The organism is Paenibacillus sp. NPDC057967 (genome assembly GCF_042887015.1).
Classification (GTDB): Bacteria; Bacillota; Bacilli; order Paenibacillales; family Paenibacillaceae; genus Pristimantibacillus.
Genome location: NZ_JBHVQB010000003.1, coordinates 306,292 through 322,991 on the forward strand (window position 1 = coordinate 306,292; position 16,700 = coordinate 322,991).

At 39.3% G+C, this 16,700-nt stretch carries 12 protein-coding genes and 1 pseudogene; 1 reads left to right on the forward strand and 12 read right to left on the reverse strand.

Features of this window, described 5'->3' with window-relative positions; translation table 11 throughout:
* Positions 1–2 precede the first annotated feature (2 nt).
* The 8 genes and pseudogenes from ACFVSO_RS08805 to ACFVSO_RS08840 all read right to left on the reverse strand — a co-directional run bounded on the left by ACFVSO_RS08805 (position 3) and on the right by ACFVSO_RS08840 (position 7,635).
* The gene (locus ACFVSO_RS08805; protein WP_387472290.1) at positions 3–236 is read right to left on the reverse strand and encodes a phosphopantetheine-binding protein; all 234 of its coding nucleotides are present in this window, start codon (positions 234–236) and stop codon (positions 3–5) included.
* 12 nt (positions 237–248) lie between these two features.
* Positions 249–2,297, reverse strand: a complete 2,049-nt coding sequence (locus ACFVSO_RS08810) for an amino acid adenylation domain-containing protein (protein WP_387472292.1) — start codon at positions 2,295–2,297, stop codon at positions 249–251.
* A gap of 14 nt (positions 2,298–2,311) precedes the next feature.
* Positions 2,312–3,283, reverse strand: a complete 972-nt coding sequence (locus ACFVSO_RS08815; protein ID WP_387472294.1) for a 2,3-diaminopropionate biosynthesis protein SbnB — start codon at positions 3,281–3,283, stop codon at positions 2,312–2,314.
* The gene (gene sbnA, locus ACFVSO_RS08820) at positions 3,284–4,264 is read right to left on the reverse strand and encodes a 2,3-diaminopropionate biosynthesis protein SbnA (RefSeq protein WP_387472296.1); all 981 of its coding nucleotides are present in this window, start codon (positions 4,262–4,264) and stop codon (positions 3,284–3,286) included.
* 394 nt (positions 4,265–4,658) lie between these two features.
* Positions 4,659–4,796, reverse strand: a pseudogene (locus ACFVSO_RS08825) (polysaccharide deacetylase family protein); the annotation flags it as partial.
* Positions 4,797–4,998: 202 nt separating this feature from the next.
* Positions 4,999–5,802 carry an ABC transporter permease gene (locus ACFVSO_RS08830; protein WP_387472298.1) on the reverse strand — a complete coding sequence of 268 codons (804 nt, stop codon included), beginning with the start codon at positions 5,800–5,802 and terminating at the stop codon, positions 4,999–5,001.
* Between the two features lie 6 nt (positions 5,803–5,808).
* Positions 5,809–6,603, reverse strand: coding sequence for an ABC transporter permease (locus ACFVSO_RS08835; RefSeq protein ID WP_387472301.1), 795 nt, complete (start codon positions 6,601–6,603; stop codon positions 5,809–5,811).
* 12 nt (positions 6,604–6,615) lie between these two features.
* Positions 6,616–7,635, reverse strand: a complete 1,020-nt coding sequence (locus tag ACFVSO_RS08840; protein ID WP_387472303.1) for an ABC transporter ATP-binding protein — start codon at positions 7,633–7,635, stop codon at positions 6,616–6,618.
* A gap of 1,508 nt (positions 7,636–9,143) precedes the next feature.
* Here ACFVSO_RS08840 and ACFVSO_RS08845 point away from each other — a divergent pair.
* Positions 9,144–9,356: a transposase gene (locus ACFVSO_RS08845; RefSeq protein ID WP_387472305.1), complete on the forward strand. Its 213-nt coding sequence runs from the start codon at positions 9,144–9,146 to the stop codon at positions 9,354–9,356.
* Between the two features lie 408 nt (positions 9,357–9,764).
* On the opposite strand, the gene ACFVSO_RS08850 is transcribed toward ACFVSO_RS08845, so the two are convergent.
* From ACFVSO_RS08850 to ACFVSO_RS08865, 4 genes are all read right to left on the reverse strand, one after another.
* Positions 9,765–10,907 (reverse strand): nucleotidyltransferase family protein, encoded by a 1,143-nt coding sequence (locus tag ACFVSO_RS08850; RefSeq protein ID WP_387472307.1) that lies wholly within the window; start codon positions 10,905–10,907, stop codon positions 9,765–9,767.
* A 1,111-nt stretch (positions 10,908–12,018) separates the two neighbouring features.
* Positions 12,019–13,200, reverse strand: coding sequence for a MalY/PatB family protein (locus ACFVSO_RS08855; RefSeq protein ID WP_387472309.1), 1,182 nt, complete (start codon positions 13,198–13,200; stop codon positions 12,019–12,021).
* A gap of 1,268 nt (positions 13,201–14,468) precedes the next feature.
* Positions 14,469–15,167 carry an RNA polymerase sporulation sigma factor SigK gene (gene sigK, locus ACFVSO_RS08860; protein WP_387472311.1) on the reverse strand — a complete coding sequence of 233 codons (699 nt, stop codon included), beginning with the start codon at positions 15,165–15,167 and terminating at the stop codon, positions 14,469–14,471.
* A gap of 236 nt (positions 15,168–15,403) precedes the next feature.
* Positions 15,404–16,570, reverse strand: a complete 1,167-nt coding sequence (locus ACFVSO_RS08865) for a M20 family metallopeptidase (protein WP_387472314.1) — start codon at positions 16,568–16,570, stop codon at positions 15,404–15,406.
* Positions 16,571–16,700 lie beyond the last annotated feature (130 nt).

The following is a 16,700-nucleotide window of genomic DNA, read 5'->3' on the forward strand; positions in this document are numbered from 1 at the left end:
CCTTACTCGAGTTGAGATATTAATTGTTTGATTTTATATATCGTTGATATATTATCAAATGACAGCATATCGTCCGGTATTTCGATATCGAAGTGTTCCTCTATATCTAAAATCAAATTAATGGTTTTGAGTGAATCTAGTCCATAATCGCTTAAATTGGCATGTAACATATCAGTCTCGGATATTGGTGGAAGGATGATATGCTTTTGAAGCACCGCAACGATTTCTATATCCACAACGTTCACCTCCTAGAAATAAATGAACTCCTTTAGCTTTGATCTATCAATCTTTCCGTTTGGTGTTAATGGAAGTTCCATCACTACCCGAATATGTTCCGGGACCATATATGCAGGCAAATAGTTCATTAATTCATGTCGTATGTGCGAAGACGCATCCTTGGTTTTTGAAACTATAAAGGAAACGAGTCTCATATCCCCATTTTTGTTTTCTTCAGTTATCGTTACGGCCTCTTCTACCCCATGACATTTGCCTAAAGCGTGATCAATTTCTAGTAATTCAATTCGATAGCCTTTTATCTTGATTTGATCATCTATTCTGCCGAAATATAAAATTTCTCCACTGTCAGTCCAACAGCCAATATCGCCAGTTCGATAAAATCTTTGCTCTTCTTTCCCGGTGTTTGGGATAGTGAGCGTGACAAATGCTTTATTCGTCTTATACTCATCCTGCCAATATCCTTTGCCTACACCAATTCCAGTCACGATAATTTCGCCTTTTACACCAATAGGACACAATTTATAATCTTGATTTATGATGTAGATTCGCATGTTCTGGATTGGCCTTCCAATTGGGATATGAGTGACATCATTAGAATAAATGAAAGCGTGAGTGATATCGTCGGAAGCTTCCGTTGGACCATAGGCATTTACAATCGGAATGTGAGGATAGTTATTAAACCAACGATCGACTAGATTGAACTTCAATATTTCCCCAGTGACAATCAGATATCGCAAGCTGCTCAACGTCCTTGGTTTTCTCTCGATCCACTTCAATAGTGTATTTAGGTAAGAGGGGACAAATTCTACGATATCAATCCGATCTTCTACCATAGAGGAAAGGAATTGATTCGGATTCAACAGAGTATCGTTGTCATAGATAACAATCCTCCCACCTACAAGCAACGATGAGAACATTTGCCAAATTGAAATATCAAAACATTGAGACGCTGTTTGTGCGACAATACTATCTTCAGTAATGTGAAGGTCTTCAATCTTGCAAAGCAGATGGTTGATCATACCACGATGTTCAATCATAACTCCCTTGGGCTTGCCAGTCGTACCTGATGTGTAAATGATATAGGCTAAAGATTCAGGTGTTTTGAATGAAGGTGAGTATGATCCGGAAGCAGATATTGCACTTGATTTAAGAGAGTCCATGGTCACTGTCTTCCAAATGGCAACTGATGAAGCGGGTTCCGTTACGATGATTAGATCCGGCTGACAGTCGGAAAGGATCGTTTGTATTCGTTCTGTCGGATAGTTGGGATCAAGGGGAATATAGATAGCCCCTAACTTCCAAATTGCAAATATAACCGTGATTAAATCAATCGATCGATGTGTTAGTACAGGAATTCGGGATTGATAGGTTGCACCATGTTTCGAAAGCGACGATGCCATGTGCTCTGCTTTATCGTTCAAATCTTTGAAAGTTATGTGTAGGTCTTTATATTGAATGGCCACTCGATCGGGTGAATTTATTACTTGATTATCAAGTAATTCCGAATATGTTTTATTAATTTGTTCGCCCCAATCTCTATCGGTATCATTAAAACGGCCCTCGATTATATTCCATTCTTCAGGAGTTAAACCACAACCTTGCGAAAAAGAAAGATTAGGATTATGTTTCATCTGTTGAAGCAAATATTGCAGAGTACTGTCAATGCCGGCCAAGACGTCAGGAATGAAGTGTTTTTCATTGATAATGAGCGTGAGCTCATTATTATTTTTATCTAACAACGCAGCAAGATGATTGCTTTGATGTTCATGAGGATTGTATGATTCGCAATTCGAGAACGTAATATTGAACGTATCTTCAATATAGCTGCCTTCCTCTATTACCAATTCATTCCAATGTCCGCTTGCAAACTCAATCATGCTATAATCCAGAAATGCTTCTCTTTTGAATAAGTAACATTTAGATTCAACCTGCTCAGATGATCTATGAGTTAAGTGAATGTATGGTTTCTCGCAATACTTTATCGCTATGGCTATAAAAATAAATAGCAATTGATCATCACTTACAAAATCAACCTTTTTCGTTAGTTCAGGAATGCTCAATTCGAAATCCTCCGTTATTCAAAAATATGGCCAATGTTCTCAATTTTAGCTCTTTCTAAATAATATTGAGAGATAGCAATATCAAATATAGCCAAGCCCATGGGACAAAAAATAATCGTTTCATCTGACGACAATTGGGACTGTTCATTGGATAGAACAATATCGGATAACAGGTTGACGTCGTTTTTTTGCAAGGTGGAGTTTTTATTCAAACGTTCAATATAAGTTCCTTCTCTACACACTTCTTCCCAATTGTCTACGATGATACGGTCGAAATATTGTTGTGTATGCACATCGTAATCTCGCAACGAAACGTTCAAATGTAAAGAATTTCTTTTGGGTTGTATATCAATAAATGGTTCGGATACGACTGTACAAGTGATTACGATATCAGATATCTCAAATACTGATTGCCAGTCTGTACAGCCTGACAGCCTATCATCGCTACTATATTGATCTAGAAATTGGTTCATTCGTGTGGTAGAAATATCATAAACAAAGATTTTATTGATTTTGTCTGCGTACGTGTCCTTAAGGTAGAAGTAATGATGTTCCCCGATAGGTCCCAAACCAATAATCAATACAGAGCTGCCCGATTTAAGCGAATGGTGGAAATAACTCTTCAACACTACTCCCGAAACGGCTACGGTTCGGTATATGCTTAGTAAAGGAGTGTTCAAAACGGCAATCGGAATACCATTATGTGGATCATTCAATATCGTGATGCTATTGGCCCTTCGAAGCCCTTTGTCCAGATTATTCGGAAAACTTGCAATCCACTTAATTCCCGCAGATTGTATCTCCCCTCCTACAAATGCCGGCATCGCTATGATTCGATTATTTGAATTTCCATATCGAAGATAAGGCTTAACCGGTTGAGAAAAATCATTGTTATTTAAACATGTCAAAGCTTTTTCGATACTCTCGACCAATTCATGCCATTTAATACTTATTCGTTTTATATCAGATTCTGAGATATATCTCATTTAGTCTTCACCAGTCCTCTGACTATAAGAGTAGTAAGTTGCTTCAATCCAGCTACGATTAAATATCGTAGTTGCGTAACGGTCACCCCGGTCACAGAAGATTCCCATTACTTTCGGTGGTTTGTTGAACTTCTTTCCTTTAAAAAAGGTTTTTACAGCTGATACAACTGAGCCAGATGATCCGCCTACAAATATTCCATGTGAATGCAGTAATTCGTGGCAATTATTTATCGAAGAAACTTCATTTACGATGACAATATCGTCAATTCGTGCGTTTTCTAGTATTGGAGGCACTAAGCTAGATCCAATTCCAGGTATGAATCTCTTTTTTGCGCTGCCGCCAAATACAACTGATCCTTCTACATCTACAGCAATAATCTTGCAATGAGGCAAATCATTTTTTATTCTTTGAGATAACCCGGTAATTGTTCCTCCTGAACTTACACCAACGAATAAATAATCTAGTTCAGGCATCTGGTTCACAATTTCTTTTCCCAATGTCTCATAATATGCTTCGGAGTTATATGGATTTTGATACTGATTAATCCAGTAACTGTTTGGAAATTGTTCCTGTAGTTCACGAATTTTTTTGAGACGATTTAAAAGAAAACCGCCATTTTCATCTCTTTCCATAACTTTATATACGTTTTGACTGGCGGCCCGTATGAGCATTTCATTGATTGGAGAGATAAGCTCGTCAATTACACAATAAAAGTTCAAATGATATTTTTTGCAATAATTTGCCAGCGAGACTCCGAAATTCCCTGATGATGACTCCATGATTAGAGTACTCCGATTGATCTCGCCATTTTGCAGCAATTTTCGAATAATGTAGTTAGCAGCTCTATCCTTGACACTACCTGTAGGGTTAAGAAATTCAAACTTTACAAATAGTTCAATATTAGAGAAGTGGTCCGAAAAAAGTTGAATATATGGTGTATCTCCAACATGATTCAAAATGTTCAGTTTATTATTGATCACACAAACCCCATCCTACTACCAGCTAAATGGTTTTTTATTTTCAAACCTGAAGATAATGCGAGCAATTCCCTTACTGTTACTATTTAAAGCTCTATTTAGAATTTCAGGTATTATTGTTTTAATTGTTTCTACCGTTTGCTCTCTATTCCCTCCGCCGTCGTGAATTAAGATGATGGAACCGTTTTTTAAACGCTCAGCGAGCGATCAAACTAACCATAAATTTAACGCCAGGGAGTTCCCAATCTTGGATATAAAGGTTCTCGACCACAATACAAATCGATATCCTAATTTTTGAACAGTCACTGAAAAAAGACGCCTTAAGTCGGCCAAATAACTTGCATTTACAGTTGGTTGACACTGATGCGATTTCCTTTTCCCTACGCAATAATTTTCACTAAATCTCCAATTGAGAGATCTTCATCAGCTCAGGATGTGAATATGTGTGATTTGCAATTTCATGTCCTTCCTTAATAATTCTGCAAGCGAGTTCCGGGAAATGATTTGCAAATTCGCCCAGTATGAAGAAAGTAGCATGAACGTTATATTATTGTAAAATATCGAGGATTTGAGGCGTGTGTTCAATATTTGGTCCATCAACGTTAAACAAACATAAGGTTCTGTTTGGTCTGGAATGGGAACATCGGTAATAATTGTTCATCTAACTTGATCGCTGTAGGAAATACGGTAGTCAATTAGCTGATTCAAGTGGCTCCTCTCCCTTTATCGTTTATTTTTTATGATCCCGTACTTTCATATTGACGAATACCGGAATAGAACAACAGACAAGCACCGAAGAGCAATACGATTCCTACAACAGGAGTTCCATATTGAATGATGTTGAGTGAACTGTGGACTTCTTTATTCAACAAGACTGTCGATGGATAGTAATTAACAAAACCATAAGGAATTATAAAGGTTAAAAGAATTTGCAGCCATCTTGCATAAATACTAATTGGATAATTGATATAATCTCTAATCGCATAAATCGAAATATCAACAATGGTTCCAGACCTTACAACCCAAAACGCGCTTGAAGCGGCAGCAATAATGATGGCTGCATGAATACATGTAGCACCCAGAATTATGCTAATAAAAAACACAATGTTGGTGAAAGTCCAATTAATATCCAGTTTGACAAAGCAAATCGCAAAAATAACGATAGAAACGGCGATATGAGCGATAAAGGTGTGCCCCACCTGTCTCATTATTAACAATCGCAATGGTGATAGCGGCCGAGTTAAATAGTTATCAAAATCTCCATTTCTAACTAAGTTCTCTAGTTGTTTCATCGGATTCCATAGAAAAAAAGAACTAATCGCATAGGATACTAAATTGATATTGTATAAAAACATCACATCGTAATAAGTCCAACCATTAAGCAAATCGAATTTGTTAAAGATGATCCAAAATCCGAGATATAGTGTTACAAATGTTAACATATTAACGAATAAATCACCGAAAAAGGAGAATCTGTACTCTAATTGTTGCTTCATATAAACTTTGATGAATTTCTGATACATCCTTAACCAATGTCTCATTGATCTCTACCCACCTTGAATTACAAGTTGTTTAAATCCGATCTTCCAAACTGCGTAATTCAAAACTCCTAATATCATGCACCAAACAATTCCCTTAGCAAAAATACCGTATATGTCCATCGTGCTCACTTGTTCCAGGTAGATTCTAATTGGACTATAGTAAATCAGCTCGAACGGCAAAAATTTTGCAACTGTTAATAGACTATCGGGAAATAACCAAAGCGGAATCCACGAACCAGAGAAAAATTTCATCGTATTGTTCAGAATAAAACTCAAATGGAAGATCTTTACGTACCAGAAGCTTAAAAGGCCTATTAAAAAAGTTATTAAAAAAAAGATGAAAAATGAAATGAAGACAGAAATCAAAAACAGTCCTAGATACATCAAATTGGGTGTGCCTATATTGAAAATAAATAAACCAATCAACATGACAGGCAAAATTTCAAATAAGAAGGCGAATACTTTATCCCCCAGCGTATGAAAGAGCAATTGTCGAAAAAAATTGATTGGTTTTATGAGAAGCATTGATATTTCACCGGAATCTACACGAGAGGACAAACTCCATATATTCCCGTTTTCAACAAAGATAGAGATTACTGTGCTTATAACAACATAGGTAACCATATCTTCAAGCGTAGCCATCGCTTCGCCCGTTACAATTTTGTTGCTTGAATATAAGGCTGTCCAGACTGATACATGAACAAGGATGTGAAGTATTTTATACAAGGTAGTGACAAACGTATTAAAGCGGTATGTAGTATTACTCTGAATCGCGTTCATCATAATCTTCCAATAAAGCAATGTAGACATCCCCTATACAATGGAATATTCTTGTTTGTTCCCCTTATCTCCATAAATACTTTGGATAACCTCTTCGATTTCGCAATACTTCACATCAAAATCAATAATAGTTCCATTGTTCATGAAGTGCGCAATAAGAGTAGCTGAACTTACCTTCCGTTTGTCATACTGAATCAAATATTGATTTTCCGATTTCTGTTCGCAATGCTGAATACCAAGATGATATAAACTCTCTATACTCTCTTCCAGCGGATGTTCTAATGTTATCGTTAGACTTTCGCCAGTTCCATGTTCAACGCGTAATCGTTCTAGTCCTCCGTCATACATAAGTTTGCCGTGATTGACAATCATAACCCTGGAACACAATTTTTCAACATCTGCCATATCGTGAGTAGTCAGTACGACAGTAGTAGATCTTAATTTATTAACTTCCAGCAAGAATTCCCTTATTTTCTTTTTCACTACAACATCAAGGCCTATCGTTGGCTCGTCAAGGTATAGAATTTCCGGATTATGCAATAAGGCGGCACAAAGATCTGCTCTCATTCGTTGACCTAGACTCAATTGTCTTACCGCAACATGGAAATATTCTTGAATGCCAAGTATATCAGTGAAGAGTTCCATATTTTTTTTGAAATCATGGTCCGGAATTCGGTACATATACTTCATCATATTTAATGTCTCAGAGACTGGAATGTCCCACCAGAGCTGTGTCCTCTGACCAAACACAACACCCATCCTCATTGCATTTTCAAGCCGTTTTTTATAAGGCTCGATACCGCCGACATCCACTTTACCACTAGTTGGAACTAAAATACCTACCAACATTTTTATGGATGTCGATTTACCAGCACCATTCGGTCCTAAATAACCAACAATTTCGCCTCGATCAATTTCAAACGATAGATGATCTACAGCCACTTTCTCCTCATACTGGCGATTAAACAAATCCTTAATGGCCCCTTTGGCGCCATCTCTTCTAATAGGCCGGCGAAAAACTTTGGTCAACTCTTGAACGCGAATTAAAGACATAATATCCCCCCGATGAGTTAATTAAATATTGAGATATTCCACAAAGAGTACCCAAAAGGCGTTCCTTTCTCCTCACAAAATAAGCGCATTTATCTTCCTTCTCCGCGAACATTAACAGTCGCTATACCGCCAGTTCCCTTATCATTGGGATAAATATCAACCCTATCGATAGAATCATATGATGTAGCTTCCCATCGACGATATTCTCTTCGCAGAAAAATGAGTTTTCGTCCGAGGAAGAGTATACCTCTTGAGTAGTTCACTTAAATAATTTTAGAATGATAATTTATCTTCATAACTATTAATAAATCGAAACAGATGCTCTTCGATTCGACTCAGTACTTTATTATTTATCTCGTAGTTATGAAAATCCAAATAATGCAGATACTTATTGTGAGGCTTGGCGTTATCGCAACATAGTTCCATTTCGTGAAAGTTGTAAGTGAGTCCTTGACTAGTTGGAATGTCATCGATCATATACGTATGATCATCAATGCTGGATACAATCTGAAGGGAGTGATTCAGATTTGGATCTAAATCAGGATTGTGAGGAGCGTGTTTGTTATTCACCCAAATAAACACTGAAGACTTATGAATTAATAGATCGTTTATTATATCTTTAACATTGATTAACTGATTGAAGGGAAGGCGAAATGTTGCTATTCCACATACTTCCCAACTAGCTGGAAAATTTGAAGGGAAAGCCCATTTTCGATTTCGGTTAATTATGATTTCCGTATACACTTTGTCAAAGCTTTCGAGAGCATTGTAATAGAGATGTTCAATCGAAGCCCCATTCTGAATCAGATAGTTGTAAAGCTGTATCTTCCTACAGAATTTTAAAGACATTTTCCACAGACGCACCACCCACGGAACGTGTTTATTGTTCTTTTCCCATATCCAACAAATAATTATTCAAAGTTAATGATTAACAACAATGTATTTGAAAAAAGTTTGTAATTACTGAAATTTTTTAAGTATTATATCAAAATCAGTTTTTAAATTGTATGATATTTCAAAAAATATATTTTCATGTATTTAATGCTAGCATGTTAACTGGAAACTTTGAACAACACAAATCAACTTTTTTTTATAATAATCAACTGTATATATAAATGAATACAAACTCATCCAAGTCTAATTCAGTCATTGATCTCATTAGGTCTCTAATCATCTTTCTATTGGTTTCCCCTTGAAAAGCTTGAGGTCTTCACTGCTTAACATAGCGCTCAGCAGATACTCATACTAGAAGGAAAACCAGTCGATTATCTATTAACTCCGAGGCAAATTATACTTCTATTAGATGCTATATAATTCGTATAGTCGATAAAACCACCGTTTTAATTGCCTCCATAGATACGTTTACTAACGACTTATTTGTGGAGAAATCTTAACGGCCTTCGATCGCTATTGCCAAGGCGGTATCATGTTTGTGACAAGTCTGAAGAGCAACACGCATTTCGAGCCGCTTGAGATATCCCCGAGAACAGCGCGGTCTCCGCCGATAGGTGCGTCCGAATCGGCTCGCAGCAGAAGAAAATGAAGCATCTGTTCCGGCTGATCGAGACGCAAGATTCGGAGGGAATCTGCTCTTCCTGGTAACGAATCACTTTGACCTGACATGCGATGAGATTAGTGAAATGCATCGCAGTCGCTGGGCGATCGAGCTCTTCTTTAAGTGGATCAAGCATCTCTATGGCAAACGCATGGCTGTTGGCTAAGCAACTCAAGAAAAAGCTAAATCGCCCATCAAAAGGTTGACAACGGAAACGAGAATTCGACTAATTAGAAAACAGACATCCGTGAGCAATTTTACATAAGTTAACCAAATGGGAAGGACTACCTTTAAGGGCTGTCTTTTTCATTTCACCTAGAAAAATTATTTTCCGAAAACTCGAACACTTTGGATAAGAGGTTTTATGCAACGCTAGTGCTTTAAAATTCGTTATGTATTGATAACATAGCGAGGTATGGGGTGAATGATAGCCGCAATTTCAAATCAAAAAGGTAAAAGAAAGGAAATTACCTGCGCCTATAATCTAATTCTCACTGAAAAAAAGAAAAAAACAATCTTCATTCTAAACGAACACTCATTGGTAGAATAGTTCCTGTTTCCAACTTTTTATTTCCTATAAATCACCATTATTTTTGTCGAATTCGACAAATTTTGATGGTCGATTTAAGTCAAATAACCGATCTAACACATTATTATCGTAACGATATACAACCTCATTGCTATTATATTTACAAATCTCATATAAAAACTCTTTATCCTCACTCTCAATTTTAGCCATAATCTCAGGTGGAACTAAATCTTCCCCAAAAATAAGTGTAAGGAAATGAAAAGTATAGAATGTATCCTGAACAAAATCTAATTCATATGCTTTTTCAATAAACAAATCCCAATCAATTATGATTCTAGGATTCTTCAATAAACTATAAATATCACAAAATTTATACAGCAAAAAATCTTTGTATTTTAATAGATGGTAAGGAGAAATAGCTTCTTTAAAAAGGTGTTGACAAAGAAATAATAGCATGTATTCCCAAGGAAGACTCCTAATTACTTTTCCTTCTACATTTATTTCTATACTAGAGTTTAACATTTCTTGTACTATAGCTTCATTGCGAGTAGAAGACATCAAAATCATAGAGAAATGTAAATCAATAATATGAAATTCAAAAAACATATAATCTTCTATTTTTAAGACAAAGGGAACTACTTCGTGAGAATTCATTGAACGTACCACTAGTTCTCTTCTAGAAGCTGGTACTATTTCCCGTCCTTGACGAATCTCCCCCTGTATATATCCTTGTGATTGAAGTACTTCAATAGCCTGATTTAATTGATTCGGATGAACTAATATGTCATTATCACTAAAACTTCTCATTCCAAAGTCTTCATATATAGAATGTGAAAGAACAATTCCTTTTAAAATGACATAACGAATGTTATGATCGTCAAATAGTTTGCATATTTGAGATGTATACTCTAAATTCGATCGCACTTGTTTTTCTTGTACTAAGTATGATTTTTTTAAATAATTATGAAATCGAGTGCATGTACATGAAAAATTCAAATCTCTAAACATGTACTTTTTAAAATTAATCCAAGCAATACCCGCTGTACGATGAAATTCAAGTTGTCCAATAACATGACTCCAATCCATATGAGTATTTAACAACTCACATAGTTCATCAGCTTCTAACTCAGTTAAATAGGTTTTAGATATCAGGAGAACAAGTCTATTCTCAGTCTTAAAAATCCCCATATTATAATTACTCCCTTATAATTTTATTGTTTATTCGAATATAAGTTGGAAAATCCTTAAAGACCACAAATCAATCAAGGGAATATTTGTGATCTTACCAAGTTAATCAATCAGACCCATTTTCCACTTATTTTTTTGATTTGATCGTTCTTCAACATTAATTTTGAAGAACGTACACCTTAAATCCCTTTCAAACGGTACTTTGTCGTTTTAAACCACTCATAAATCCGTACCATGGAAACGATTTCAAAATGAGGGAATGTTGAGAATCTTTTGATCAAGATTAATTCCCCGCAAATAAACAATACAACACAAAAAAACCCAAGGAAAAAACTTACTTTTTTTACTCTATCATATAAACATTGCTATGTAAAGTTCGTTTGTAACAGCCTGTTAAGAATAGCATAATTTGTTGTTTTATTTTCAACCGAAGCCTAGTTTTATTGAAGAGGTCTTCAATGTAAAGGATCTTCTCTTCCAATCTTTCTGAACTTGTTTCCACAAACAATCAAAACCATGTTTTTTTATATAATCACTCCATTATGTGGTGGAATCCAGCTTCTGAGGGAACCATTCTTCAAATAGCAGGTACACTAACAATGTCGGCAACTGCTACTTCCACGACTTGATCTCCTTGGGGAAGCATCCCGTCAGCCGTTGGAATTCTCTTGGCCTCCGACGTAGAAGGAAGAAAATTATTAAACCCGTTAGGATTTTTTTGTTTCTCCCACATCCACGAAAAGACATTGGCATTCGCCATAAATTCGTTGTTATTGCATTGCTGGCATCATTAAGTGATTGCCGCACCTGTGTCGAATGGAATAAAGTAGAGGGAATCTCGCTATTGTGGGGCAGTGTAAATGCTCTGCACAGACAACTGAAAATTGTTATTTATGAAATAAGAGATGCGTCTTTCCAAAATGAGGGACTGAAATTAATCTGTGCAAGGAAGTTTTGTCGGCACCACCGATCCCCTTTCATTCCAGTCTTTGGAGCATCTGTTTTCTTCTTTTGTAGTCACTTTCAACCTGAAACGGTGCTCTTTATCCAACCACTTTAAGAAATAAAACGGTTTCCAACCTTAATGTCCAAGTGAACTACATATTAAAATTCAAGATAGAACCTGAGCAATCCGCTCTAATGCCGTCTTTAAAACAGATCTGGGCGCAGCAAAGTTAATCCGCATAAATCCAGCTCCCTCGTCACCAAACATGGTGCCTTCGTTAAGCAAGACGTTGGATTCCTTCATCTTACAAACCAAATCTTCGTGATTAGCCGTTACCTCACGAAAGTCCAACCATGCTACATACGTCGCTTCCGGTTGAATCAACTTTACTTTCGGCATATTCTCCCGTATGAACGAATCCATGTATGCGAGATTTCCTCTTAAATATTCGATCAATTGCTCCAACCATTCCGCGCCCCCTTCAGAGTACGCGGCGGTCAATGCAACAATTCCGAATAGATTGATCATGCCGATGTGCGACTTTTGCAACTCGTCCTCTAATTTTTGCTTAATCTCCAGGTTCGGAATTATGATATTGGACGTGGATAATCCCGATAGATTAAATGTTTTACTTGGCGCTGTACAAATAACCGAATTGTTCGCAAATGCCTCACCTAGTCTAGCATAAACTGTATGGCTACCATTCAAAATGAAGTCTTGGTGAATTTCGTCCGAGATGACGATAACCCCGTGACGGATACAGATCTCACCAAGAGCTCGAAGCTCATCTTCGTGCCATACCCTGCCAACGGGATTATGAGGATTGCTTAAGATGAACAGCTTAGTCTTGGGGTTTGTTGCTTTTTGTTCGAAATCCTCAAGATCAATTCGATACACCCCCTCTTCTAATCGAAGGGCATTATTCATTATTACGCGATTGTTCTTCTCTGCCATCCTTCTGAACGGATGATACACCGGCTGTTGGATGATGACATGATCGCCTTCCTCCGACAGCGCACGGATAAGAAAACCAAGGGAAGGAACGATACCCGGCATAAGCCTTACCCATTCTTTCCGGATCTCCCAATCATGTCTCTCTTTCAACCACCATTTTAAGGCGTCGTAATACGAGTCATGCGGCATACAATACCCAAAAATGCCATGTTCCGCTCTTTTGAGCAAAGCATCCACGACAGGCTGTGGACTGCGAAAATCCATATCTGCCACCCACATCGGAATGATGTCTTCCTCAGGCTCTGAACCGGTAAGGCTTTTTAACTTTTCCGGCTCCCATTTTACCGCATTAGTTCCCGTTCGTCGTATGATTTCATCAAAATTGTATTTCACTGGCGATTTCACCCTCCTGTTCGTTCCTTTTTACTATAGAAGTAGTCCTTGATGATTTCTTTAAGATCGAGCCATTCCCAACAATGTCACTATTCAATCGAACCAAATGATCATCAAACTTGCCCAAAAAAGCCGTTACAGACGTTTTCTTTACCCAGTATTTTACGGCAATGGGACACTTCCTCGACCTGGATCATAAACCTTGGTTACTTCTATTTTCCTACAAGTGTCAAGCAGGTTAAAGCACGGCCACTTCCTGTGGGGTAAAATACTCACACCCACATCCCATCTATCAGTTTTACATCTCGTTCATTTCGTTGGCAACAGTTGCTCCCCAGTTTGTTTTTGTTTACATCGATGTCCAGCGTCTCGTATAAATCCCAACTGTCTACACTACATCGCAAGTCAATAGCAATGTTCCATATGGTGCCTAGCTCTGAACGTTCCTGTCCTCTTTTGTTATCAGTCATATTGCTTTCCTCCCCAGCATCGCCACTTGATACCGGTCTTTAATCTTCATTGTTTCCCAACCCGCTGGTAAGGGATATTACTGTCAGCAATCCATTTGCATACAGCAACAACTGTAACACCAAGGTGTTTAGTAATCTCGTTGGTGCCAGTCCTTGGCTCACCGATATGATCATTATTAGCCATTCTGCTCACTTCTGTCTTGGTTCTTCGACATATTTTTAGAGAGATTGCCATAAACATATTTTAATACACATTTCGCATAAATTGGCTATCTCTTATTTTGCTAAGACAAATATTTGAAAATTTTTATTATTTTTCTCATAACCCTCAAATTGGATTCAGATTGTCAGTTGGGAGCCGATTTACAACATCATGAATAGTGATATACGTGAGTCATACATCTTCGATTCGAATTATCATTTTCTACTTCCATTTTGCATCTACTTTTCATTCCGAGTTTCTTTGGGCAGTGTGAAAGTAAATTATGGACAGGGCTACCTACCATATCTACTATAAGGACTTTTTATGCTTTGATTTAGATAAGGCAGAAAGTTATAAAATTCAGATAACAATAATGCAACACTAATGAGCAAACATAAGAAAACCACTACTTGCATAGACTGGCTCACGTTCAGTCAGGGAGTCCGCCTTTAAATAGAGAGGAACAATGCAAGAAATTGGGTTCCATTATAATCTCCCGTCTTGTACTGGAACATCATGATAGCGGAATATGCGATCTCGACAATTAGAAAAACAGACGTACCTCACGCGGTACGTCTGTTTACTTACTATTCCCATCACTTCTTCGATTTATAAAACTCATGATACAGCTTCATCAAAGCCCGCTTCTCAATTCGACTCACATAGCTCCGCGAGATGCCCAGCTCCTTCGCGATCTCCCGCTGCGTCCGCTCATCCCCGCCATGCACCAAACCAAATCGGCCGATCACAACCTCTTTTTCGCGATCATCCAGTATGTCCAGGTTTTTGTAAATCTTGCTCTTCTCGATCTTAAGCTGAACCTTATCCGCGACGTCATCTGTCTCTGTACCCAAAATATCGATCAACGTAATTTCGTTGCCTTCCTTATCCGTGCCTATCGGGTCATGCAGCGAGACGTCCTTGCGGGTTTTCTTCAGTGATCTTAGATGCATAAGTATTTCGTTCTCAATACAACGGGCGGCGAAGGTCGCGAGCTTGGTGCCTTTGCCCGTCTGGAAGCTTTCTATGGCCTTGATCAGGCCGATGGTGCCAATGCTGATGAGATCCTCCAGATCCTCACCGGTGTTGTCGAATTTTTTGACGATGTGAGCGACCAGCCTTAAGTTATGCTCTATGAGCAAATTGCGCGAATGCGCATTGCCTTCAGCCATCAACGCCAAATGCTTTGTCTCTTCTTCCTCCTTCAGAGGCTGAGGAAAAGCATTGTTCTTCACATACGACACGAGCAACGTAAGCTGTTTGATAAATAAAGCGATAGCCGTAAAAAATCCCATGCTCCGTACACCCCCAAGCTGAATGGCTCAGGCTTAATCTTAAGCCCTTGCGCGAAGATTCGTCAGTTGTACATTGTATGTGGGCGAAGGCCTATGTGTGCATGTACGTCCGTGCAACAATTAAAATCGCAGGAACGGAGTCAGAGCCAGCGAACAGCTATTGCGCGGAAAGACAAAAAAGGCTTCAAGCCGAAATTACGACTCAAAGCCTTTTCTCATAATGATATAACTACTTTTTAAGCCCCGTAACTCATGATTACATCAATCAAAATATCCGCAGCAAGCGCCACCTGCTCCAGCTCCACCCACTCGTCTTCGGTATGTGCCTGGTCGATAGATCCCGGGCCGAACACGACAGACGGGATGCCGACAAGCGCCAGCTTGCTGGCGTCGGTGCAGTACGGCACGCCGTGCGTCTTCACTTCTCCGATCCGCTTGGAAGCCGCTTGCGTAAGAAGCCGCACGACATCGGAATCCGCGCTAGTATTAAGCGTATAGTCCAGCACGAACGGCGGATAGACATTGACGCGCGCACGGTCATCCCCAAGATTCAGCGCAGTCAGCTCATCACGAAGATCCGCCCATACCTGCTCGCTGTCCTCGCCCGGAATCGTGCGGCGGTCAATCTTGATGCGGGAGCGGTCCGGAATCGTATTCGGCGCGACTCCGCCTACAATCTCCGTGACGCTGAGCGAGCCAGCACCGACCAAAGGATGAGGCTGGGCCAGCAAGCGAGGAGTGACGACATCTCTTAGATGGGAGATGACCTGCACCATGGCATCAATGGCATTCACGCCTTCGCTTGGCCGGGAAGCATGGGCCGACACGCCCACCGTCTCGATCTCACAGCGAACAACACCCTTATGAGCAATGACGGCATGAAGCTCCGTCGGTTCCCCGACGATCGCCGCGCCGAATTTCTCATGGATATTGAGCAGGTCGAGTACACCTTTGTAATGGACTTCCTCATCGACTGCAGCAGCGAGATAGACCGGAACGGCAGGCACTTGCCCATTCTCTGCGCACCACTCGATAGCCGCCAGCATAGCGGCAAGCGATGCCTTCGTGTCGCAGGCTCCCCTTCCGTACAGCTTGCCGTCTGCAACCTCTGCGGCGAAGGGCTCCATGGTCATGTTAGTCGTCTGCACCGTATCCATATGCGCCTCCAGCAGCAAACCTGGCGAATTGTTTTTCACACCAGGCAGCATCCCGACGATGTTCGGACGGTTCGGCAACACCTCGCGGCGCTCGGCAGACAAGCCTAGCCGCTGGAAAAACCGCTCCACATAATCAGCTACCGCAAGCTCCGGTACGCCTCCTTCAAAGTTGGGATTCACGCTCGGAATTCGCACCAAATCCCTCAATATTTCCGTCGTACGAGCAGTGTCGATTCTATTGGTCATAACAGTGAGCCGCCTTTCGTTTGAGTATAGGGTAGAAGCCATTGGTCATAAAAGGGGTCAGCAACAGGTTGTTTCAACGGCTCGATGGACGATCCGACAAAACGATTGGATCAGCTGTGCAGCCATAGCT